The sequence below is a fragment of the Amycolatopsis eburnea genome, from assembly GCF_003937945.1.
In the GTDB taxonomy this organism is placed as follows: domain Bacteria; phylum Actinomycetota; class Actinomycetes; order Mycobacteriales; family Pseudonocardiaceae; genus Amycolatopsis; species Amycolatopsis eburnea.
In genome coordinates, this window is sequence record NZ_RSEC01000061.1 from 32,668 (window position 1) to 53,726 (window position 21,059).

At 72.2% G+C, this 21,059-nt stretch carries 18 protein-coding genes; 9 read left to right on the top strand and 9 right to left on the bottom strand.

Annotation, left to right across the window (positions count from 1 at the left end):
* Positions 1–8 precede the first annotated feature (8 nt).
* Positions 9–1,214 carry a cytochrome P450 gene (locus EIY87_RS39455; RefSeq protein WP_125315087.1) on the top strand — a complete coding sequence of 402 codons (1,206 nt, stop codon included), beginning with the start codon at positions 9–11 and terminating at the stop codon, positions 1,212–1,214.
* 6 nt (positions 1,215–1,220) lie between these two features.
* On the opposite strand, the gene lexA is transcribed toward EIY87_RS39455, so the two are convergent.
* On the bottom strand, positions 1,221–1,874 hold the full coding sequence (gene lexA, locus EIY87_RS39460; protein ID WP_125315088.1) for a transcriptional repressor LexA: 654 nt from the start codon (positions 1,872–1,874) through the stop codon (positions 1,221–1,223).
* A 269-nt stretch (positions 1,875–2,143) separates the two neighbouring features.
* Between lexA and EIY87_RS39465 the strand changes: the two genes are divergently transcribed.
* Positions 2,144–2,656 (top strand): lytic polysaccharide monooxygenase auxiliary activity family 9 protein, encoded by a 513-nt coding sequence (locus EIY87_RS39465; protein ID WP_125315089.1) that lies wholly within the window; start codon positions 2,144–2,146, stop codon positions 2,654–2,656.
* Between the two features lie 43 nt (positions 2,657–2,699).
* Here the strand turns inward: EIY87_RS39465 and EIY87_RS39470 are convergent, their stop codons facing one another.
* The 5 genes from EIY87_RS39470 to EIY87_RS39485 form a co-directional block, all read right to left on the bottom strand.
* Positions 2,700–3,974 (bottom strand): hypothetical protein, encoded by a 1,275-nt coding sequence (locus EIY87_RS39470; protein ID WP_125315090.1) that lies wholly within the window; start codon positions 3,972–3,974, stop codon positions 2,700–2,702.
* Entirely contained in the window at positions 3,971–7,219 is a 3,249-nt protein-coding gene (locus EIY87_RS39475) for an FHIPEP family type III secretion protein (protein ID WP_125315091.1), read from the bottom strand. Before EIY87_RS39475 ends, EIY87_RS39470 begins: the two co-directional genes overlap by 4 nt.
* Positions 7,216–8,667, bottom strand: a complete 1,452-nt coding sequence (locus EIY87_RS39480) for a CHAT domain-containing protein (RefSeq protein WP_158641445.1) — start codon at positions 8,665–8,667, stop codon at positions 7,216–7,218. Before EIY87_RS39480 ends, EIY87_RS39475 begins: the two co-directional genes overlap by 4 nt.
* Positions 8,664–9,551 carry a hypothetical protein gene (locus EIY87_RS47900; RefSeq protein WP_158641446.1) on the bottom strand — a complete coding sequence of 296 codons (888 nt, stop codon included), beginning with the start codon at positions 9,549–9,551 and terminating at the stop codon, positions 8,664–8,666. The genes EIY87_RS39480 and EIY87_RS47900 overlap by 4 nt, the downstream gene beginning before the upstream one ends.
* A gap of 446 nt (positions 9,552–9,997) precedes the next feature.
* Complete coding sequence (locus tag EIY87_RS39485) at positions 9,998–10,624, bottom strand: TetR/AcrR family transcriptional regulator (RefSeq protein WP_225440338.1); 627 nt, start codon at positions 10,622–10,624, stop codon at positions 9,998–10,000.
* Between the two features lie 126 nt (positions 10,625–10,750).
* On the opposite strand from EIY87_RS39485, the gene EIY87_RS39490 reads away from it, so the two are divergent.
* From EIY87_RS39490 to EIY87_RS39500, 3 genes are read left to right on the top strand one after another with little or no spacing between them, the layout of a single operon-like run.
* Positions 10,751–11,698 (top strand): NADP-dependent oxidoreductase, encoded by a 948-nt coding sequence (locus EIY87_RS39490; RefSeq protein WP_125315093.1) that lies wholly within the window; start codon positions 10,751–10,753, stop codon positions 11,696–11,698.
* Positions 11,695–12,369 (top strand): alpha/beta fold hydrolase, encoded by a 675-nt coding sequence (locus EIY87_RS39495; protein WP_125315094.1) that lies wholly within the window; start codon positions 11,695–11,697, stop codon positions 12,367–12,369. Before EIY87_RS39490 ends, EIY87_RS39495 begins: the two co-directional genes overlap by 4 nt.
* Positions 12,353–12,793: a hypothetical protein gene (locus EIY87_RS39500; RefSeq protein WP_125315095.1), complete on the top strand. Its 441-nt coding sequence runs from the start codon at positions 12,353–12,355 to the stop codon at positions 12,791–12,793. Before EIY87_RS39495 ends, EIY87_RS39500 begins: the two co-directional genes overlap by 17 nt.
* 9 nt (positions 12,794–12,802) lie before the next feature.
* Here EIY87_RS39500 and EIY87_RS39505 read toward each other — a convergent pair whose 3' ends face one another.
* On the bottom strand, positions 12,803–13,465 hold the full coding sequence (locus tag EIY87_RS39505) for an MFS transporter (RefSeq protein ID WP_125315096.1): 663 nt from the start codon (positions 13,463–13,465) through the stop codon (positions 12,803–12,805).
* Between the two features lie 78 nt (positions 13,466–13,543).
* On the opposite strand from EIY87_RS39505, the gene EIY87_RS39510 reads away from it, so the two are divergent.
* Positions 13,544–14,272, top strand: a complete 729-nt coding sequence (locus EIY87_RS39510; protein ID WP_125315097.1) for an HAD-IA family hydrolase — start codon at positions 13,544–13,546, stop codon at positions 14,270–14,272.
* Between the two features lie 25 nt (positions 14,273–14,297).
* Entirely contained in the window at positions 14,298–14,969 is a 672-nt protein-coding gene (locus tag EIY87_RS39515; RefSeq protein WP_125315098.1) for an alpha/beta hydrolase, read from the top strand.
* 1 nt (position 14,970) lies between these two features.
* Here the strand turns inward: EIY87_RS39515 and EIY87_RS39520 are convergent, their stop codons facing one another.
* Entirely contained in the window at positions 14,971–19,023 is a 4,053-nt protein-coding gene (locus EIY87_RS39520) for a CHAT domain-containing protein (protein WP_125315099.1), read from the bottom strand.
* Between the two features lie 66 nt (positions 19,024–19,089).
* On the opposite strand from EIY87_RS39520, the gene EIY87_RS39525 reads away from it, so the two are divergent.
* Positions 19,090–19,497, top strand: coding sequence for a hypothetical protein (locus EIY87_RS39525; protein ID WP_125315100.1), 408 nt, complete (start codon positions 19,090–19,092; stop codon positions 19,495–19,497).
* Entirely contained in the window at positions 19,494–20,441 is a 948-nt protein-coding gene (locus tag EIY87_RS39530; protein ID WP_125315101.1) for a hypothetical protein, read from the top strand. The genes EIY87_RS39525 and EIY87_RS39530 overlap by 4 nt, the downstream gene beginning before the upstream one ends.
* Positions 20,442–20,495: 54 nt before the next feature.
* On the opposite strand, the gene EIY87_RS39535 is transcribed toward EIY87_RS39530, so the two are convergent.
* Complete coding sequence (locus EIY87_RS39535) at positions 20,496–20,984, bottom strand: MarR family winged helix-turn-helix transcriptional regulator (RefSeq protein ID WP_125315557.1); 489 nt, start codon at positions 20,982–20,984, stop codon at positions 20,496–20,498.
* Positions 20,985–21,059: the final 75 nt, after the last annotated feature.

Here is a 21,059-nt window from a genome sequence, read left to right on the forward strand (position 1 = left end):
GAGGACCGATGACGAACACCACCGACATCCCCGGGTTCCCGATGGCGCGCGCCGCCGGCTGCCCGTTCGACCCGCCGCCCGCGGCCCGCGAACTGCAGGCCGAGGCGCCGCTCGCGCGCGTCCGGCTGTGGGACGGCAGCACGCCGTGGCTGGTGACCCGCTACGCCGACCAGCGCGCGCTGCTGGCCGACCCGCGCGTCAGCGCCGACGTCACGCGCCCCGGCTACCCGAGCCCGGCGCCGCTGCCGAAGGGCGGCACCGGCATCAGCTTCATCCTGATGGACAACCCCGAGCACGCGCGGCTGCGCAAGATGGTGACCGCGCCGTTCACGATCCGCCGCGTCGCCGCCATGCGCCCGGCGGTGCAGCAGATCGTCGACGAGCGGATCGACGCGCTGCTGGCCGGCCCGAAGCCGGCCGACCTCGTCGAGGCGTTCGCGCTGCCGGTGCCGTCACTGGTGATCTGCGAACTGCTCGGCGTGCCCTACGCCGACCACGATTTCTTCCAGGACAACAGCAAGGTCATCATCCGGCGGGACGCGAAGCCGGAAGAACGCGCGGCCGGGCACCAGGCGCTCGTCGGCTACCTCGACCGGCTGGTGGGGGAGAAGCTGGAAAACCCCGCGGACGACCTGCTTTCCGGGCTCGCGGCCCGCGTGCACGCCGGGGAGCTGACCCGGGTCGAAGCGGCGCAGATGGGCGCGCTCCTGCTCATCGCCGGCCACGAGACGACGGCGAACATGATCGCGCTCGGCACGCTGGCCCTGCTGGAGCACCCGGACCAGCTGGCGCTGCTGCGCGAGTCCGACGACCCGGCGCTGGTGGCGTCGGCGGTCGAAGAACTGTTGCGGTACCTGAACATCACGCACAACGGCCGCCGCCGCGTCGCGCTCGAGGACATCGAGGTCGCGGGGGTGACCGTCCGGGCCGGTGAAGGCCTGATCATGGCCAACGACATCGCCAACCGCGACCCGGCGGCGTTCCCCGGCGGCGACCGGCTCGACCTGACCCGCGACGCGCACCGGCACGTCGCCTTCGGCTTCGGCGTCCACCAGTGCCTCGGCCAGCCGCTGGCCCGGCTCGAGCTGCAGGTCGTCTACCGCACGCTCTACCGGCGGATCCCGACGCTCGCGCTGGCGACAGCCGTCGAGCGGATCCCGTTCAAGCACGACGGATCCGTGTACGGCGTGTACGAACTGCCGGTCACCTGGTGAAGCGCGTCAGACGCTCCGCAGCACCGACACGACCACGCCCAGGATCGCCGCCCGGTCGCCGTCGATGACGTCGTAGGCGGGGTTGCGGGGCTCGAGGTAGACGTGACCGCCGCGGCGGCGGTAGACCTTGACCGTCGCCTCCTCGTCGATCATCGCCGCGACGATCTGGCCCGAGTGGGCCTCGTGCTGCTGCTTGACCACGACGATGTCGCCGTCGCAGATGGCGGCGTCGATCATCGAGTCACCGCGGACGCGCAGCCCGAAGACGGTGCCCCGCCCGGTGAGGTCGCGCGGCAGCTTGAGGACGTCGTCGACGTGCTCGACGGCCGAGATCGGCGTACCGGCGGCGATGTCGCCGACGACGGGCACCGGGACCGAGTCGCGGTCTTCCCTTGCTTCGCCGCCCTGCAGGAACGCTCGCACGTCCATCGGGCGCGACACGCCCGAGCCGCGGCGCAGGAACCCCTTGTCCTCCAGGCTCGCCAGGTGCTTCGACACCGACGACGTCGACTGCAGCCCGACCGCTTCGCCGATCTCGCGGGTGCTGGGGGAGTAGCCGTACCGGACCACCCAGTCCCGGATCGCCACGAGGATCTTCTGCTGCCGTTCCGGCAGGGCGGCGGCGTCGAGGTGCTCGAAAGTGTCGTCGTAGGTGGTCACGGGCGTGATCCTAGAGGTCCGCGCGCCGCTGCCGCCGACCGGTCCGCCCCGGCGGGTCCCGCTGACCGGAACATCGGGCGACGGTTGGCGTCTTACCAACATGAACTCGCACTTTGCCATCTGTTGACCTAAGTGCCCTTGCGACGTATGGTCTAGACCACAATTTCCTTCGCTCGCACCACATCCCGTCGCGGCGGGCCTCCTCGGTGGCCCGGACCGCGGCTTCGCCGTGCCCGGCGGGAGGCGAGCCTGTCCCCGAAGGAGCTGGTATGAACCGCAAACTGGTCGCGGCCGCGACGGGCGCCCTCCTGGCACCGGTACTGGTCGTGGTGAGCCCCGCCGGCGTGGCGAGCGCGCACGGCTACGTGAACTCCCCGGCCAGCCGGCAGGCGCAGTGTGCCCAGGGCACGGTGCCGTGCGGCGAAATCAAGTACGAGCCCCAGAGCGTGGAGGGCCCGAAGGGGCTGCGGTCCTGCAACGGCGGCAACGCGCAGTTCGCCGAGCTCAACGACGACAGCAAGGGCTGGCACGCTTCGCCGGTGGGCACGACGGCGACGTTCACGTGGACGTTCACCGCCCGCCACCGCACGGCGAACTACGAGTACTACGTCGGCGGCCAGAAGGTCGCGGACATCAGCGGCAACAACGAGCAGCCCCCGGAAACCGTTTCGCACCAGGTGAACCTGTCCGGCCACACGGGACGCCAGACGGTGCTCGCGGTGTGGAACATCGCGGACACGGCGAACGCGTTCTACGCCTGCATCGACCTGCAGGTCGGCTGAGCCGCCGCCCGCCCGGAAGCGCGCGGCTCCCGGGCGGGCGGTTTCACCGGTTCGGGCGCCGGTCGGCGGCCGCGGGCTCGTCTTTGCGGGCGGTCCCGATCTCCGCCTCGTCAGCCGGCGACGCCGCAGGGCGCAAGCTTTCGTCGAGCAGCGTCTGGGCGATCGTGGCAAGGTCCCGGACGCTCGTTCCAGCCGATACCTTCGCTCGGCGCCGTCGCGTCAAGGCGACGAGGTGGGGGCGGATCGCGCTCGTAAGCCGTGGCGACAGGTAGTGCAGCAGATCTACTTGAGAACGGGTGCTGGTCAACGTGATCGTGCCCGGCAGACGATCGGTGATGGCGTACCGGAAGGCCCGCGCCATCAGTCCGACGGGCGTGATCGTCACGGTGGCCTCGTCCGTCGCCCGTGAAGCGGGGATGACCGCGGCGCCGATCCCGGTGAGGGGCTCGGCGACACCGGGCTCGTCGGCGGCTGTGGCCACGGCAAGCACCGCGTCGGGTGGAAGCCCGATGAACGGTGGTGGGTTCCCCCCGCCGAGGCCGAAGGCGAAGCCGAGCTCGGGCAGCGCCGGGTCCTCGACCACGGTGAGATCGGGCAGGGACACGCCCAGCCCGGTGTAGAGGTCCTTCCGGGCGGCCGCGAAGCCGTCTGGTGCTGTGACATCGGCGGATTCCAGCAAAGCGTCGAGGTAGCCGGGGTGGACCTTGATCTCCCACGTGTCCGCGGCCAGGCTGTCGACGACCTGTTCGGCGATATCGGTGGCCGGTGCCCCGGGATCGACGGCCCCGCGGTATCGATCGCCGGCGTCCCGCACGGGAAGACCGAGCCGCAGCGCGAGTTCCAGTCCCGCCACCGAACCCATCCTCGGGGCGTCGCCGGGAAGGAGCGAGGCCAGCTGGTCGCGGTCCACGAGCGCGACCGCGTTCCGTCTGACGGCTTCCGCCACGATGGCGGCCAGCACTGCCGAGGCGCCCGCGACATCGCCGGACCGCGCCCGTTCGGCTATCACGGCGTCAGCTTCGCCGGCTTGCCGGTACCAGGGGATGCCCGCGACCCCCCGGAACAGCGATGCCGAGGCGAGGTCACCGGTGTCGCACCTGGAACCACCGGCAGTGACGGAGAAGAGCTCGAGGGCGTCGGGCGCGCACCAGAGGTTCAGGGTGGTCTCGATGCCGGCGCCGAGCCCGTGCACCAGGTCGTCGAGTGCGTTCTGGACCGTGGTGCGGCACTCGAGCAGGCCGGGATCGGATCGGGCGACCACAGTGTGCAGGGACGGCGCGAGCTCGACGTCGACCGTCGTCGCGGAGCGGCTGGTCATGCTTCTCCACCTCCGGCGCGCTGGATGAGGGCCAGCCGGGAGCGTGCTTCCCGGACGGCGGCCGCGTACGACCATTTTTCGCCCGACACGATGCGGACCAGGCCGCCGAGGTCACCTTCGGGGCAGAGGCTGATTCCCGTGCGGAGGAGATCCCGGAAAACCGTCGTCAGCCGGACGACGCCGCGGTCATCGACGTCGGGGGCGCCGGCGAGGTGACCGGCTGTTCGCCACTCCGAGATCAGTGCGGCGATGTCGTCGACCCTCACGAGATCGGCCACACTGCCGAGCAAGCACGCCTCCAACACACGCATGGGGTACGTCAGCCGGTCGTGGTCGGCCCCGGTTTCGATCAGCAGCGCGGACCAGACGACTTGATCGAAGAAGTGGTCGACCTTGTTCCTGACCCAGCCGACGGCGCGCTCCAGCGCGGTGGTTCCCGGGTGTTCCGCCCCCTCCGCGCCGGGGGGCGGCGCCGGCACCCAGCACGATTCCGACCCGGTCAGGGGGTCCGGAACAACCGTGACCTCGACGTCCTGGCCGAGTTTCGACCGCACGTGCTCGCGCGAACTCGGAATGTAGGCGTAGCCGGCAGGGACGTGGCCGGGCACGTCGCGGTTGCCGCCGATGCAGATGCGATACCCGCCGGGAGGCAACTCGGTGTCTTCCCGGACCCGGACGCCCGGAACGGTGATTCCGGTCGTCGCCCGCACGCGGTCTCGGATCCGCGGGATGACGGTCGCGAACAGCGGTCCGTCCTCGCTCGTGTTTGCCGGCACGAGGTCGGTGGCGATCGAGATGACGATCGGGTCCGTCATCGGCCACGCCCACTCGTCGAACGTCGGTGCCAGCTGGAACAGCTCGTCCCGGATCCGGTTCAAGGCGTCGGCCAGAGAGGCGTCATCGAGGCCGCCCGTGCCCCGGCGAAGCTGCACCAGCCGCGCCGCCCCGCCCCCGATCTTCCGGAGGACGTCCGTGAGCTCGCTGACAGACATCGTGCTACTGGCGGCGGCGGCTCGCCGCGCTTCCTGATGGTCGTCTCGGAGCAGGGAAGTCAGGAGCCGGCGGGACTCCAGTGCGGGTACGCAGTCATCCGCCGGGAGAGACAACGGTGTTCCCAGTGCTCGGCCCACGAGTTCGTGCGCGCGGTCCACCTCGTCGTTCCCGAGCAGCGCGTCGACCGCTACCAGAATCCGTCCCACCAGACCGGGCTGGTCGATGTCCGGCAGTCCGGCCGACTCGAGGACGTCGATCGAGACCCGTGCCGCTTCCTCCCAGCGAGCCGCGGCGATCAGGACGCGGCTTCGCGTGAGTGCCAACGGCCACCGGCCGTTGTCGCCCTCGCCGGCGCTCGCCGCGGCAAGCTGGAGGAGGACGTCGTCGGGGTCGAGATGGGCTGTCTGAAGCCGCCCGGCCAGCCGGTCGATCTCGTCGGCGTGGCGGAGAGCCGTCGCCGCACTGGCTTCGCTCGGGGCTTTGGTCGCGAAGTCACGCAGGTCCCTGGCGAGTTGCGTCGCTTCGAAGACGTCGCGCAGGGAAGTCCGCACGACAGCCATTTGTCCTTCTGCGGCTGCCGGACGGTCGAGCGCGAGGTGGCACAACATCAATGCCCCGGCGATGTCGCCCGCGGTGTAGATCGTGCGGGTGAAGTAGGCATCGACGGGCTCGAGCCGTGCGATGGCCTCGCCGTAGCGGCCGCCTCGGTACAGGAGTTCGGCGATGACGGGGAGATCGGCGTCCCTGGCCCGAGGATCGCCCTGGTCCATCAGTTCGAGCGCGCCCGCCGCGGTGGCCGCGGCCGCCGCTGGCTCGGCGCGCAGCAACGCGCGAATCGCGATCAAGCGGGCTCTCAAACCCTCGGGGCCGTCGTAGGCGCTGCGCAGCTTCTTCTCCGCTTCCCGGTTTCGGCCGAGCAGGTGCAGGACGAGTCCGTGCATCAACACGTCGTCGGGAGGCAGATCGAGGAATCGGCCGCAGGTGGTCTCCGCGTCGGGGTGACCGCTCTGCAATTGGGCGTAGAGGAGAGTCCACAGGGCGAATTGGTCGTCGGGAGCGAGAGCGACAGCCCGTCGGGCGCAGTCGAGGGCCACCCCCGGCCATTCGAGCTGGATGCAGGCCTCGGCCAGGCGTGACCACGTGTCACCGTCCCTGTCCTCGACCAGGAGGTGCCGCTCGTACGCTCCGAGCACGGAGAGCATGGACAGCCTGCCTCGCTCCGGGACCAGGTCGGCGAGCTCTCGGAAGATCGCGGCGGAGGTGTCGAGGGCCCAGGTCCAAGCCCAGCTCGCCGGACCGGCCTCGGTTCCGGCCCGCCACTCGCCGAGCGCTTGCTCTAGGGTGCGGCGCCGTTCGGTCCGATCGGGCAGGCCGACCGAGCTCAAGCGGAGCGTCTCCGCGAGGTACCAGTGGGTGAGCGGACGATCCGCGGCGGTGAGGGACAACCGGAGGAGCCGCTCGGCGTCGGCGAGCGCATCCGTTTGGTAGGCCTTCTCCCCGGCGTCGAAATACGCGTCCGCCACGGCATCTACGTCGTCCTGGGGAAGCAGTTCGGCTTTGAGCTCGCGAAGGCGCACTGCGGCCGCCGGGTCGTGGTCCACCTTGCCCTCGCTGATGAACTGAGAAACGTCGGCGAGTGCCTGCTCCTGCCTGCCGAGCTGGATGTCGACCAGGACGAGGGTGTGGAAGACCGCGGCGTCGCCGGAATCCCGCGAGCGCACCGCGCGGAGAACGTCCTCGACGGGGTCGACGTCGGTCAGCCGGTTGACGGCCTGCAGGGCGTCTTGACACTTCCCCTCCAGGATGGCGGCTTCGAGTTCGAGAGCGCACAGTGCGTCTCCGACCCGCGCTCCGACCCGGGGACGCAGAGCGGGGAGGACGCGGTCGAGCAGGTACCGCCGTGCCGGGCCCGCTTCTTCGGCGAGCAACAGATCGCGCAGCCAGGTCGTGACGGCTTCGAGCGCCTGCGGTGTGTCCTCCACCGCTTCCAGCACTTGCGCGGCGGCCGCACCGGGTTTACCCAGCTGCTGAGCGCACTCGGCGTTCATGAGCAGAAGTGCGGCACGAGGTGGGTGATCGCCCGGTTCGGCCAGCGCGGTGGCGATCGCGTCGCGGGCGGCTTCGTGCCGCTTGTCCACGATGAGTGCCATCGCGTAATCCGCGGCGGCGCGGCGGATGGCCGGCGGGTTGGTCAGCGTGTCCTGGAAGGCGTCGAATCCTGGCCAAGATCGCCATTCCGCTCCCTCGCTCATGATGCCTTCTCAAATCCGTCGCCGGGACGTTGGGGAAGCGCGAGGGGAGGCGCGGTGGGTTCGCCGGGCGGCGGTGTGTAGGGCTGGACCTCGAACCTGTGCGTGCAGACCGGGCATCTCCCGAGCTGCGGCTTGTGGAGGCTCTCGCGGCAATCGCAGCCGGTCGGGGTGTCCCAGGAGCAGGGACAGACGAGGGGGATGGCGCATTCGGGACAGAACTTGTGCTCGGTCCTCGTCGTGACCGCACAGCGAGGGCAAGTACCCTGCGGTGGCCGGGTTTCGCGTTCGGAGAACGGGTTCCGGTGCCGTGCCTTCACTATTTCGACGTCGCGTTGCAGGTAGATGACCGGGGTCCCGAAGTTCCGGTGCCCCCAGTAGGTGCCCTCTGCCAGCTCGACGAGTGCTTTGCGCCCTTCGAAGACCGCTTCACCCACGGTTCGGTTTTCGATGAGAGCCCGGTAGAAAGCAGCCGCGAAGACGTCCGCTTCCTCGGCCTCGATGTCGTACTGCATCGCGATGACGGCAGGGACGCCGGACCGGACGATCTCCACCGCGGTGCAGTACAGCGCTTCGTTGTCCGACCCGCCGCCGTGGCAGGAGTGCAGGAACATGAGGCTCGGTGGTGAGGACCCGAACAGCGCGCGCAGCTTGCTCGTGTCGACGAGCTCGGTCCGTTTGACGGACGCGGCCGGCTGACGCTTCGATCGTTCGATGTCGGCGAGGGCTACGTCGGCGGTGATCCGGTCGGTTTCGCGCGGAAGGACCACCTTGCCGGGTTCGCCGTGCGCGACGAGATGCACGATGTCGGGGTTCATCTCGCTGATCGCCTTCTTCAGCTGGCCGAAGGTCGGCTGCCGGAGCGGCTGTGCGGCAAGTGGATTGTCGTCCTCGAACAGCGCTCGGAGGTTCTTGGTCGTGCCCTCGTTCGTCCCTTCGGGTGCGCACAGGGCGAAGAGGATGGACAGGTTGTCGCGCGGGTTGTCGGGTAGTGGCCGCTGGCCCGATACGACCCGGGTGAGCACGAGCGAATGCGATTCGCCGGTGAGGAAGGTTCCGCTTCCGTTTTCGTGCGCGAGGTAGAGGAATTCCCAGGGGAGATTGGTGAGGTCCTCCGCGCGGGGGTGGAAGGTGATGACGAGCCGGAGCGAGTCCGCCCGGTGATCGTCGGCGAACGCCCGGAACCGTTCGAACGTCTGCCGGAAAGCCAGATCGACATCGCCGCGGAAGACGCGATCGTAGAGGTGCCGCCCCAGGATCTTGAGTCCTTCGGCGGACACCGCCTCCGGGCGGTCCCGCAGGAGCTGCCCGATCCACTTGGTCGTCGCCGAGTGCAGCAGGTCCTCGTCGGTTTCACAGAAGTATTCGTCGTGGTGGGTGTCGCTGGTGAACTTGACCTGCTTGCTGTCCAGGAGATCCAGCTTGCACTCGATGAACCCCTTCCGGCTCATGAGACACCCCTGATCTGCCGGGACCGGGTCAGCAGTGGATCGCTTTCCGCCTCCCGGCTGTCCAGCCGCTCGATGGCCTGGGCCCGCTCGCGGACGGCGACCGCCCGCCGCTCCCACCCTGCGTAGATCTCGTCCACGGCGTCGGGTGGCACGTCCGGACTGGTCGCGATTTCCTCGTAGAGCGCCGCGAGGTAGTTGCGCATGACCGAGCGGGCGTCCTCGTTCGGGATCCCGGCCCATCGCACGATCCGGTTCCACAGCGGCGTGAACCACGGCAGCGACTGCAGATCGACCGTCGGCTCCACCCCGACGCTGAAGGCGAGGTAATCGGTCTTCACCGGCGGTTTCGCCGATGCCGCGGTGTCGCCCTTCTTCAGCATCCCGCCGTCGAGCCACAAACGATCGGCTTGTTCGGCGTTCGGCAGGACCGCGAAAGATGCCGCGGGCAGCTGGTCGCCGTGGAGTTCGAGGCGTTCGCCCAGCACGGGCTGCACCTGCTTGTGGCCCAGGGCGGCCTCGACGGCGTCCAGGACACCGTTCGCGATATCGAGCCCGGCGGACATCGGGCCGCCGACGCCGACCGCCGAGCAGATTTTCTGCACGGCGCTGAGAGCGGCCCGGGCGTAGTCGTCGCGCAAGAGCCGGTACAAGATCACCGTGACCGCGATCCGCCCGGTGTAGGGGAAGGGGCCGCCGACCAGTGTGTCCGAGTACCGCATTGTGCGCGGGGTGCCGTGCTCCGCGTTCACCAGTGAAGAACCGACGACGAACGGAACCCGGCAGGTCTTTCCGTCGAACAGCGACTCGGTTACGGCGAGCACCAACGGGTCGTAGGTCTTGCTGCGCACTTGGTCGGAAGCCAGCCGCATGTCGTTCACGGTCACGTGTACGCGGTGGCGGTCTTTCGTCGCGGCCGTCGGTCCTCGAGCGCCGTTTTCCGGAAGGCTGCCCAGCACGTGGTCGGAGGGGATCAGGAGCCGGTGGCAGGCCGGGAGCTGCGAACGGCCGAACTTTTGGATTGTTTCGTAAATTCCTCCCGGCATCAGCTGTCTCCCTGAGCTCGGCTTACCGCGATGAGCGTGAGTCGTCGCCGCTTGCCACGGGGTTACACCTTGTTGCGGTCAAGAAGGGAAATCACTCGGGTGGCGTACCGGAGGGTCGGGGTCGGTGGCGGCGTTGAGGAATGCGCGGCCGCGGAAACGGATCCCGGTCCGCGATCGAGGTCGCAACCGTGCGGACGACGCCGGCCGGCTATGGGAGCTTCGCGGCGACCGGGTACCTGAAGACCGGTCGCACCGGCGAGGCCGTGAGCACCGTCATCCGGCGCTGACTACGCCTCTTCGAGCAGGGCCGGGTCGGTCGCGACCGCGCGGAGGCGGGCCAGCATGATGCGGGCGACCCGGTCGTAGCGGCTGTCGTCGTCGAAGAGCACGGCGTCTTCGGCGGCGACGCGGGCCAGCGCGTCGAGTTCGAAGGCGAGGTCGGCCGGGTCGAGGTCCGCGGTGATCTCGCCCAGCTCCTGCGCTTCGGAAGTCGTTGCCGCGTAAAAGATCTGCCAGTCTTGGCGGGCCGAGGCGATGGTGTCCCGGACGCGGCCGGGGCGGGCGTCGAACTCCGCGGCCGCCGCGGTGAAGAAGCAGCCGCCGTCGAACACCGGACGGCGGGTGTACCGCAGCCACGACTCGCCCAGTGCCCGGACGCGCCGGATGCCCGGGGGTGCCTTCCTGGCCGGTCTGACGACCTTCGCCGTGAAGACTTCGATCGCCGCGCGCACGGTCGCGAGCTGCAGCTCCTCCTTCGACCCGAAGAGCGCGAACACCCCGCTCTTGCTGACGTCCAGCTCGGTGGCCAGCCGTCGCACGGACAGGCTTTCCAGCCCCTCCACCGAGGCGATGTTCATCGCCCGGTCCAGGATGAGCTGCCGTGACTGCATGCCGCGCAGGATCCGCTTGTCCACCTCGTGAGCATAGCCGATAGGTGGACGACCGTACCGGTGTCGTAGCCGAAGTTGGTCAAAATTACGCGGCCGAGCCGTGAAAGTTCCAGTACGGTCGTCCACATTGTTTGACCGAAGGAGCTGAGCATGCGAGCGGTGCGCCAAGACGAGTGGGGTTCTCCGGAGGGCATGAGACTGGTCGAGACCGAGGCGCCGGTGCCGGTCTTCGGCGAGGTGCTGGTCGAGGTGCGGGCGGCGGGCGTGAACCCGGTCGACTGCTACACGGCCCGGGGCCAGGCCTACAACCGCGTCCTCGACCTGCCGTTCGTCCACGGCTGGGACGTCGCGGGCGTGGTGGCCGAGGTCGGCTACGGCACCACGCGGTTCCGGCCCGGCGACCGGGTCTTCGGCATGCCGTGGTTCCCGCGCGCCGCGGGCGCCTACGCGGAGTTCGTCACGGCGCCCGCGCGGCACTTCGCCGCCCTGCCCGCCGAGCTCGGCTTCCCGGCGGGGGCCGCGTTGCCGCTGGCCGGGCTGTCCGCGTGGCAGATGCTCGTCGACGTGGCAGGGGTCCGGCCGGGGCAGCGCGTGCTGGTCACGGCCGCGGCCGGCGGCGTCGGCCACCTCGCGGTCCAGATCGCGAAAGCGCTCGGCGCGTACGTGATCGGCACCGCCAGCGCCGCCAAGCACGCGTTCGTGACGGCCCTCGGCGCGGACGAGGTCGTGGACTACACCACGACCGACGTCGCCGCGGCAGTCCGCGACGCCGACGTGGTGCTCCAGATGTTCGGCGGTGACGCGGCGCTGGACGCGCTCCGGTGCCTGCGCCCGGGCGGGATCCTGGTCAACGCCCAGAGCGCGTGGACCCCCGGGATGCACGAACGGGCGGCGGAACTGGGTGTCCGCGCGTCCGGGTTCCTGGTCGAGCCGGACCACGTCGGTCTCGCCGCGCTGGCGGATCTGGCACGCGAAGGCGCGCTCGAGGTGCACGTCGGCCGCGAACTGCCGCTCTCGCAAGCGGTCGAGGCGCACCGGCTCGTCTCGAGTGGACGGACCGTCGGCAAGGTCGTGCTGACCGTGGGCGGGCCGGCGTGAGCCCGGCGGCCACGTTCGTCCTCGTCCACGGCGCCTGGCACGGACCGTGGGCCTGGCACGGCGTCGTACCCCACCTGCACGCCGCGGGTGCGCGCACGATCACCCCGGAACTCGGCGGGGGCGGCCTCCACGACGACGCCGGCGCGGTCCTCGACGCCCTCCCGGACGGCGAAAACGTCGTGCTGGTCGGGCACAGCTACGCCGGCCTGGTCGTCCGGGAGGCGGCCGACGCGCGTCCCGGCGCGGTCGAGCACGTCATCCTGCTCGACGGCTGGGCCGGACCGGACGGCGCGAGCCTCCTCGGCCTGGCGCCCGCATCGTTCGGCGCGGCGATCCGGGCGGCGGCCGGGGACGGCACGCTGATCCCGGCGCCTCCGCCGGCCGCGTTCGGCGTGACCGACCCGGATCAGGCGGCCTGGCTGGCGGAACGGCTGCGGCCCCAGCCGCTGCGCACGTTCACCGAACCCACGCGGTTGACCGGCGCGGTCGGCCGCGTCCCCGGAACGGCCGTGCACTGCCGGCCGCCGACGTACCCGTTCGAGCGGTTCGGGAAGTCCGCCGGGTACGCGACGCGGGCGCTCGACGGACCGCACGACGTGCCGCTCACGGACCCCGAACTGGTCGCCCGCACGCTCCTTGAAGTAGCTTGCCCGGGTGAGTCTCCTCGATGACGTGGCCGAGCGCGACGGCTGGCGCTGCTGGGTGTGCGACGAACCGGTCGACCCGGACATGTCGGTGAACGACCCGCGGGGACCCAGCGTCGACAGCCGGACCGCCGACCGGAAGGCGAAGGTCCCCGAGCGGCTCGCACACCGCGGGTGCAACACGCGCAAGGGCGCGGTCAAGGTGGTCATCGCCTGGCCGGACCGCCTGCACGTGGCCGAACCCGCGCCGCTGATCACCGTGGCCGGACGGCTGGAGCGCAAGGGCGGCCGCGAAATGGTCGCCCGGTGCCCGACCGAGCAGGACGCCCGGGAGGCCGCGGACTGGCTGGTGGACCGGTTTTCCCGGCTCCTGCCGGGACTCCCGGTGACCGCCGACGTCCAGCCGGGCGGTGGTCAGTTCCTGGTTCTGCTGGCGGCCGGTCGTCGCTGACCGCGGGGGTCAGGCGGCGCCGCCGGGTTGCCACGGGCCGCCGGGGTACCCGGGCTGCGGCACCGTGCGCTTGGCGGCGGACAGCCGGACGATGCCGAGGACCGCGTTGACGACCAAGGCGACGAGCAGGAACGGCACCGCGATCAGGTGGACCGGCCGGAAGCCCACCGCCTCGGAGATCAGCTGGCCGATGACCGGCCCGAGCAGCAGCGCGAGCACGGCGAGCCCGGCCGTCACCCCGCCGGCAGCTCCGCGGCCTTCGCGGAGCTTCACGATCAGCGCGACCGTCGCACCGGCGGCCGCGCCCGTGCCGAGTCCCGAGAGGACGCGGCCGGCCGTCAGCAGGGCGCCGGCGTCGGCGAAGGCGACCAGCAGGACGCCGAAGACGAGGAAGCAGGACGCGGGCACGGCCACGGCGGTCGGGAAGCGGGCGCCGAGCAGGAGCCCGGGTACCGCGCCGAGCGCCACCCCGGCCAGGTAGGCGACCAGGCCCGCCACCAGCAAGAACAGGCTGGACAGGCCGAGGTCGCGCTGGATCTCCGACTCGCCGTCGAACCGGTAGATCACGGTCAGCATGAAGAACCCGATCAGCGCGGTGGACCCGGGCCCGAGCACCTGCCACCAGACCGGAGCGGTGACCGGGCGGGTGGCGTTCGGCGGCGTCACGTACATGCGGGTGACCGTATAGCTTCGCGAGCGCGCGCGTACGGCGATGGCGGAAGTCGGCCACGGCTGTCCTACAGTGGGGCCGTGGCCGACCTGACGGAGTTCAAGGCGCTCAGCTTCGACTGCTACGGCACGTTGATCGACTGGGAGGCGGGGATCGCCGCCGTCCTGTCGCCGTGGGCGAAGGAGCACGGCCTCGGCCTCTCCGACGAGGAACTGCTGGTCGCCTACGCGGACAACGAGGCCGCGGTCGAGCGGGAAGCGCCGGCGACGCGGTACCCCGACGTGCTCGCGGAGGCGTTCCGCCGGACCGGCGCGGATCTCGGGTGCGGTGTCGGCGACGAGTGGGCCCGCCGGCTCGGCGAGTCCGTGCCGCAGTGGCCCGCGTTCCCGGACTCGGCCGACGCGCTGGCGCGGCTCGCCGGGCACTACCAGCTGATCATCCTGTCCAATGTGGACCGTGCGGGCTTCGCGGGGAGCAACGAGCGGCTGCGCGGCCGGTTCGCCGCGATCATCACCGCCGAGGACGTCGGCGCCTACAAGCCCGCCGGGAACCACTTTCGCGCGCTGGACGAGACGTTGCCGTCGCTGGGGGTGGCGCGCGCGGAACTGCTGCACGTGGCGCAAAGCCTGTTCCACGACCACGTTCCCGCGAAGCGCGAAGGCCTGTCGTCGGTGTGGATCAACCGGCGGCACGCCAACCCGGGCTGGGGCGCGACGCCCGAGCCGAGCGGCGACTGGTCCTACCAGGCCGAATACCCGTCGATGGGTGCCTTCGCCGACGCCGTCGACCGCGCGTTCGCCGGAGCCTGACGCCCGGAGCCGCCATACTGGTCCCATGACGAGCGACGGCCGCGCGATGTTGCTGGGCTTCGATCCCGACGAAGGGCGGCTCATCATCGCCCGGAACAACCCGGACGACGCGCGGTACGTCGTGGTCGTCATCCCCGGCGCCGGATCCGGCATGCACAACGCGGACCCGTTGTTCGACCTCGTGGACACACTGATCAGCAGGTTCGAGGGGGACGACTTCTCCGTGGTCGGCTGGGCCGACTACGTGGCACCGCAGGACTCCTGGCAAGCCCGTGACCCGGCGTACGCGGCCGCGGCGACCGGCCGGCTGGCGAGTTTCCTGGCCGGCCTGCCGGTCACGGCGGAGAACTTCGGGCGCTACAAGAAAGCGGCCAGGGTCGTGGTGGTCGGGCTCGGCTACGGCGGTCTCGTCGCCGGGCTGACCGGGCGCGAGCACGGGCTCGCCGCGGACGCGCTGGTCCTGCTCGGCTGCGCCGGGGCGGGCGTCGACAGCGCCGCCGCGGCGCGGGTGCGCGGGCCGGTGTACGTCACGCCCGACGACCCCGGCGACGGCACGCCGCCGGACGCGCACGGGATCCGGCCGGACACCCCGGCCTTCGGCGCCACGCTCCTGCGGCCGGGCCCGTTGACCTTCCGGCGCGATCCGTTCGTGCGGTACCTGCCCTCGCTGCGGCGGATCGTCCTGGGGACGGCGTGACTTACGCGCCGAAGTGCAGGTGCGACGCCCAGAGTGACGGCGTGCGGGGGTATTCCGCGCGCAGCGCGCGGACGGCGTGGTGCAGCGAACGCGCGGCCGCGCCCGGATCGATCGCCCCGGCCGTCCGCAACCCGCGGTAGAAGCCCTCGGCGACCTCGACCGCCGCTTCGTCGTCGAGCTCCCACAGCGTGCCGACGACCTGGGGGAACCCGGCCGCCTGGAGGGCGCCCGCCAGGTGCAGCGCCTCGTCGAGCAGGCCCTCGGCCGGGTTCATCGCGGTGTGGCAGGCGGACAGGTAGGCCAGGTGGACGCCCTGGAGGCCGACGGCGTTCAGGGCGCCCGCGGTCAGCGGAGCGTCGCGCAGCAGCAGCCGGCTCTTCGCCGGGTTTCCGACGTCGTACGTGCCGTGGCAGGCGAAGTGCGCGATGGCGTGCGTCGGCAGCTCCGCGAGCACGCGGGCCCGGTCCGGTGCGGTCAGGACGTCCGCGCCGGGCAGGAGTTCGCGCAGCAGCTCGGTTTCCGCGCCGACGTGGCGCAGGTCGGGCAGGCCCGGCGTGACCGGCATGGCGACGACCAGCGCGCGGCCCGGCGGCCCCGGGGCGGCGCGGCGGCGGTCGCGCGCGTGGCGCAGGCTCCGGACGGTGGGGGTGTAGGAGGACACGACGCGGTCCAGCACGGCCGGCCCGGTGCCGTGGTGTCCCGCGGCGTGCAGCGGCAGCAGGCTCAGGTACCCGCCCGGCGCCCACCACAGCCGCGGCCACGGCGCGCCGTCCGCGGGGGTTTCGCGGTAGCCGAGCGCGTCCAGGACCGGGCCGGCGACGGCGTCCCACAGCCACGCGAGCACGTCGAGCAGGTCCTGCTGGGCGGCCACGCGATCGGCGGCCGGATCGGCCGCTTCGCGCAGGGCCACGTGGAAGGCGTTGACCTGGTCGATCACGGCGGCCACGGTCAGCCGCGGCAGCGGTAGCGCGGTGGTGCCGGCCCCGGTGAGCAGGAGCGCCGTGCCGCCGGTGGCCACGGTGAGCGTGACGATCGGGCCGTGGGCGGCCTCGGCGCGCAGCTCCTCGGCGGCCGGGGGCAACGCGAAGCCGGCGAAGCCCGGTGTCCGCCGGATTTCGCGGAGCGTCGCGGTCAGCGCGGTGGCCACGCCGACGCGGTCCGGCCGCGGGTCGTCCGGCGCGGGCTCGCGGTCGAGGAGTTCGCGCAGCGCGGCGAAGCGCTCGGCCAGCTCGGGCTCGGCCCGGCGCAACGCGGTCAGGTCGCCGCGGGTGTCCAGCACCCGGCCCAGCAGGATCGCGCGACCGGCTTCCAGCAACGCCAACGCGCGCTCGGCACGCTGGTCTTCGGGCCGGTCCGGGGCCAGCAGGGCCAGCGTGGCGGCGTCGTCGGCGAGCCCCGCCGCCGTCTCGATCGCGCCCTGCTGCTGCGGGCGCGCCATCCGGTGCGGTGCCAGTTCCGGCAGCAGGTGGACCGCGGTTTCCAGCAAACGGGCGCCCAGCACCAGATCCTCGTCGCCGGGCGACCGCCGTTCGACCGCGAGCCAGGCGCCCAGCTTCGCGCCTTCGACCCGCAGCCGCGGCGCCGCCGCCGGGTGGCCGGCCACCGTCGTGACGAGGTCGAGCGCCTCGGCCCGGTCGGCCTCGACGCCGGGCCCGGTGCCGGCCCGGCGGCCGGTCCCGATCCGCGCGGACAGCGTGCGGGCCAAGCTGAACAGCCGGGCCGGCTGGTCGAACGCGTCGTCCCGCCCGAACTCGACCGCGCGGCGGCCGAGTTCGATCGCCTCGTCGAGGTCGGCGGGGTCGCGGTCCCGGTCGAAGCGGGCGTGCAGCAACGCCGAGAGGTTGCCGAACGCATCCGGGTCCCGGTCGACGGCGGCGCGGCGGCCGAGTTCGATCGCTTCGTCGAGGTCGTGGCCGGCGCGGTGGTGGTCGAACCGGTGCTTCAGCGTGTCGCTCAGCGCGACGACCAGGCGGAGGTCCCCGGGGTCGCCGGCGAGCGCGCGCCGTCCGGTCGCCACGGCCTCGTCGAGGTCCGGCTCCCGGCGGGCCTCGAGCCACCGGGACTTGAGCGTGAAGCTCAGCGTCGCGAGGGCACGCGCGTGCTCGGCTTCGTCGCCGGGCACCGCGACCAGCCGGCGCGCCACCTCGATCGCTTCGTCCACGTCGGCCAGCACGTTCGTCCAGGCGAACCGCCGCCGCAGGTACGCGCCGTGCAGGCGCAGCACCTCGGCGAGCGTCGGTTCGCGGTGGTCCGCGCCGTCGTCGAAGACGCCGTCGGCGCGCAACCGGAGGTAGCCGTGCGGCCGCTCCACCGGCGGCCGCCCGCTTTCCGCCGCCGCTACGGACTGGCGCACGAGGTCGACGGCCAGGTCGAGGTCTTCGAGGACCCCGGCCGTCCGCGCGCGCACGTCGAGCAGGTGGGCGAAGTTGAGCAATACCCCGGCCGGCGCGTCCGCCTGGGACACGGCGCGCGCGATGCCCGCGGCTTCGTCCAGGTCGCCGCGCGCGTCGCGGGCCTGGTAGCGCGCGAACAGCGCGACGCAGAGGTCGGACTGGCAGGCGAGCCGCTCGACACCGGGCGCCGCGGCCGGCACGGCGGACCGCAGGACGTCCACCGCCTCGTCCAGGTCGCGCGGGTCGGGCCGGGCCCGGAAGCGGTTCAGCAGGGCGAACCCGAGGCCGGTCAGGTCCGCGCCGCGCCCGGGCTCGCCGGACGTCGTCGCCGCGGCGATCGCCCGCCGGGTCGCGATCACCTCGTCCTCGTCGGCCGGTGCGCCGGAGACCTCGAACCGCGCCGACGCCAGCTGGTCGAGCAGGCGAAGCGCGTTGAGCCGGAGGTCCGGCGGGGCCACCTGGACCGCCTGGCGCGCGATGGCCGCGGCTTCGTCCAGATCGGCGGGTGCGCGGCCCCGGTCGAAGCGGACCAGCAGGTCCGTGGTGAGCCCGGTCAGATCGCGGAACCGCCCGCCGCCCCGGACGGCGACGAGCCGCCGCCCGGCCGCGATGGCCTCGTCCAGGTCCGGCGCGGCGCCGGTCCGCTCGAACCGGCTGCGCAGCGCATCCGCGAGGGTGGACAGGAACTTGCTCTCCTGGGGCTGGCCGGCCCCGTCCCGGACGGCGAGGCGCGCGGCGGCCACGGCTTCGTCGAGGTCCGACGCCGGACCGCCGTGGCCGAAGCTCTGGTACAGCGCCCGCGCGAGGTTGTTCAGCACGGACGGCCGGTCGCGCGCGGCTCCGCCGGGTGCCGCGGCCGCGCGCCGGGTGACGGCGACGGCCTCGGCCAGATCGGCCGGCGCGCCCGCGAGTTCGAAGCGGGTCAGCAGCGCGCCGCCGAGGTTCGTCAGCTGCTCGGTGACCCGGCCGTGGCTCCCGGCCGCGGCGACCGCCCGCCGCCCGGCCGCGATGGACTCGTCGAGGTCGGCCGGGTCGCTGGTCTGCTGGTAGCGGGTCGTGAGGAAACCACTGAGGTTCGAGAGGTACTTGTCGAAGTCTTCGTCCGCGGCGCCCAGTTCCACGGCGCGGCGGGCCGGCACCACCGCCTGGTCGACGTCGGCCCGGTCGCCGGTCAGCTGGAACCGCGTGAAGAGGGCCGCACCGAAGAAGGACAGCCGTCGCGCGAGGCCGGGGTCGTCGGGCGGGGTCGCGTCGATGGTGTGCCGGTAACCGGAAATCACGTCGTCGAGCAGAGCGAGGTCCCCGGTGCGCGCCGCCTCCTGGAGCGCGGCGATCAGCGGGCCCTGCGCCGCTTCCGCGAGCGCAGGCCGGAGGGGCTCGGGGAAGTCGATCTCGCCGAGCATCGTCGCCGCCGGGCTGAGCAGGTGCATTGCCGCGCGAAGGGCGTTTTCGCGGTCGGCGCCGAGCAGGACCTGCGCCTGGAGCCAGTGCAGCCAGCCCAGCACATAACCGGCTTCGACGTCCTGTTCCCGGCGGCTGTTTTCCAGATCCGCGGCCACCGCGACGACCGACGGCGTGAACGCCTGGGAATGGTCGCCGGACTGCCGGATCCGCGCCACGAAATCGCCGAGCAGAACGACGAGGTCGTCGCGACGTCCCACCGAAATCCCCCCTCGAACGCGCTGTGATCGAGTGTATAGTGGCCGCACCATTCCCGGGGGAGGCCAGTGGAACGCGGCACCGAATCGGCGGAGCAGATCGCGGACGCCGTCGCCTATGTCTGCGAAAACGCCACCGGAATTCGCGAAACGCTCGAACGCGGTCCAGCGGGCGGAACCGCCCGGCTCGACGAGGTTTTCACCGCATTGCGCGCCGGAACCGACGTCGCCGGGCCGCTGGCAGCCCTGCACCGCGCGCTGCGCCGGGCCCAGGACGCGGCCGGGGTCTTCGGGCGCACGCGGGACGCCGCCATGACGTCGCTCGCCGGGATCCGGCGCGACCACCCGCGCGAGACCGTGCTGCTGTGCCCGCGCGCGGAAAACCCGTGCGCCCGCTACGCGTGGCCGGATCGCGCCGGCGCCGCCGTCTGCGCGGTCGACGACACGCCCCTTCGCCGTGCGACGCTTTCGCCGTGACGGGACTCCTCGGCGGGTTCGGCGGCCAGCTCGGCAAGGACCTCGCGGCCCGGTGGCTCGGCCTGCTCGCGTTGCCGGGCGCGCTCTTCCTCGCGGCCGCGGCCACCGCGGCCGCCCTCGGCCAGGCGCACGCGCTCGACGTCCCCCGGCTGGTCCGGCAGGTCGCCGCGTGGGCCCGTGACCCGGCGGCGGGCACCGTCGGCGGCCAGATCGTCCTGGTGGTGGCCGTGCTCGTGCTTTCGGTCGGGCTGGGGCTGATCGTCCGGCTGCTCGGCGCGGGGCTCGAACGGCTGGTGCTCGCCGACGGCTGGGCGTCGTGGCCCCGGCCGGCGCGGGCGCTCGTGGCGCGCCGGATCCGGGCGCGGCGGCGGCGCTGGGACGAAGCCCACCGCGCGTACGGCGCCCTGTGGGCCGAAGCCGCGCGGGCGAAAGCGTTGCAGCGCGAGGTGGATCCGCGCACCCGGCTGGCCGCGCTCCGCGTCCGGGACGCCGTCGCGGCGGAACGCCCGGACCGGCCCACGTGGAGCGGCGACCGGATCCACGGCGTGTCCGTGCGGCTGCTGCGCGACCACCGGCTCGACATCGCGCTGCTCTGGCCGCACCTGTGGCTGGTCCTGCCGGAGCAGGAGCGCGCCGAGATCACCGCCGCCCGCACCGGCATGACGCGGGCGAGCGAACTCGGTGCGTGGGCGGTGCTCTACCTGTCCCTGAGCTCCTGGTGGTGGCCCGCCGCGGTGATCGCGGTGCTGCTCGCGATCACGGCCCGGACGCGCACGCGGACCGCCACCGACGGCTACGCGCGTTTGGTCGAGGCCGCCGTCCGCCTGCACGCCCGCGACCTCGCCGGCCAGGTCGGCATCGAGTTCGACGGTCCGCTCCCGGCGGACGCCGGTGATCGCTTCGACGAGGTTTTCGCTTCGGCTCCGCCACTCGAGCCGCGCTGACCGGCGCCCGCCGGGGCCCTGGCGACTGCCTGCGGCTGCACCGCAGGTCGGCGGTCAGCCCGGCTCGCCGTAGTCGGCCGGCCGGGTGCGGAGCTTCGCCGCGATACGGGCCAGGGCCTGCCGGTCGGTCTTCGAAAGCGGGTCGAGCACCAGCTCCCGGACCGAACGCACGTGGACCGGCGCGGCGGTGACGACGACTTCATGGCCGGCCGAGGTCAGCGCGGCAAGGGTGTAACGGCCGTCGGCCGGGTCGGGGGAGCGGGTGACCCAGCCGCGGTTCTCCAGTCGTTTGACCACATTGGACAGCCGCGAGAGCGAGCCGTTGGTCAGGTAGGCGAGTTCGCTCATCCGGATCCGGCGGTCCGGGGCCTCCGAGATCTGGCTGAGCGTCATGTACTCGAACAGCGTCACGCCCGCGGCCTGCTGCAACGGCGCCTCGAGCCGGCCGGGCATCAGGAGGGCCAGGGAGATCAGGCCGGTCCAGGCTTCCTTCTCCGAGGCGTCGAGCCACCGCGGCTCGTCGCCGGGATCCGGGCTGGTGATCGAGGGCACCGCGTCACTCTACCGCCTCGCCTTGACTTCACCCTTGAAGTCAAGGCAGACTGAAATCACTTCAAG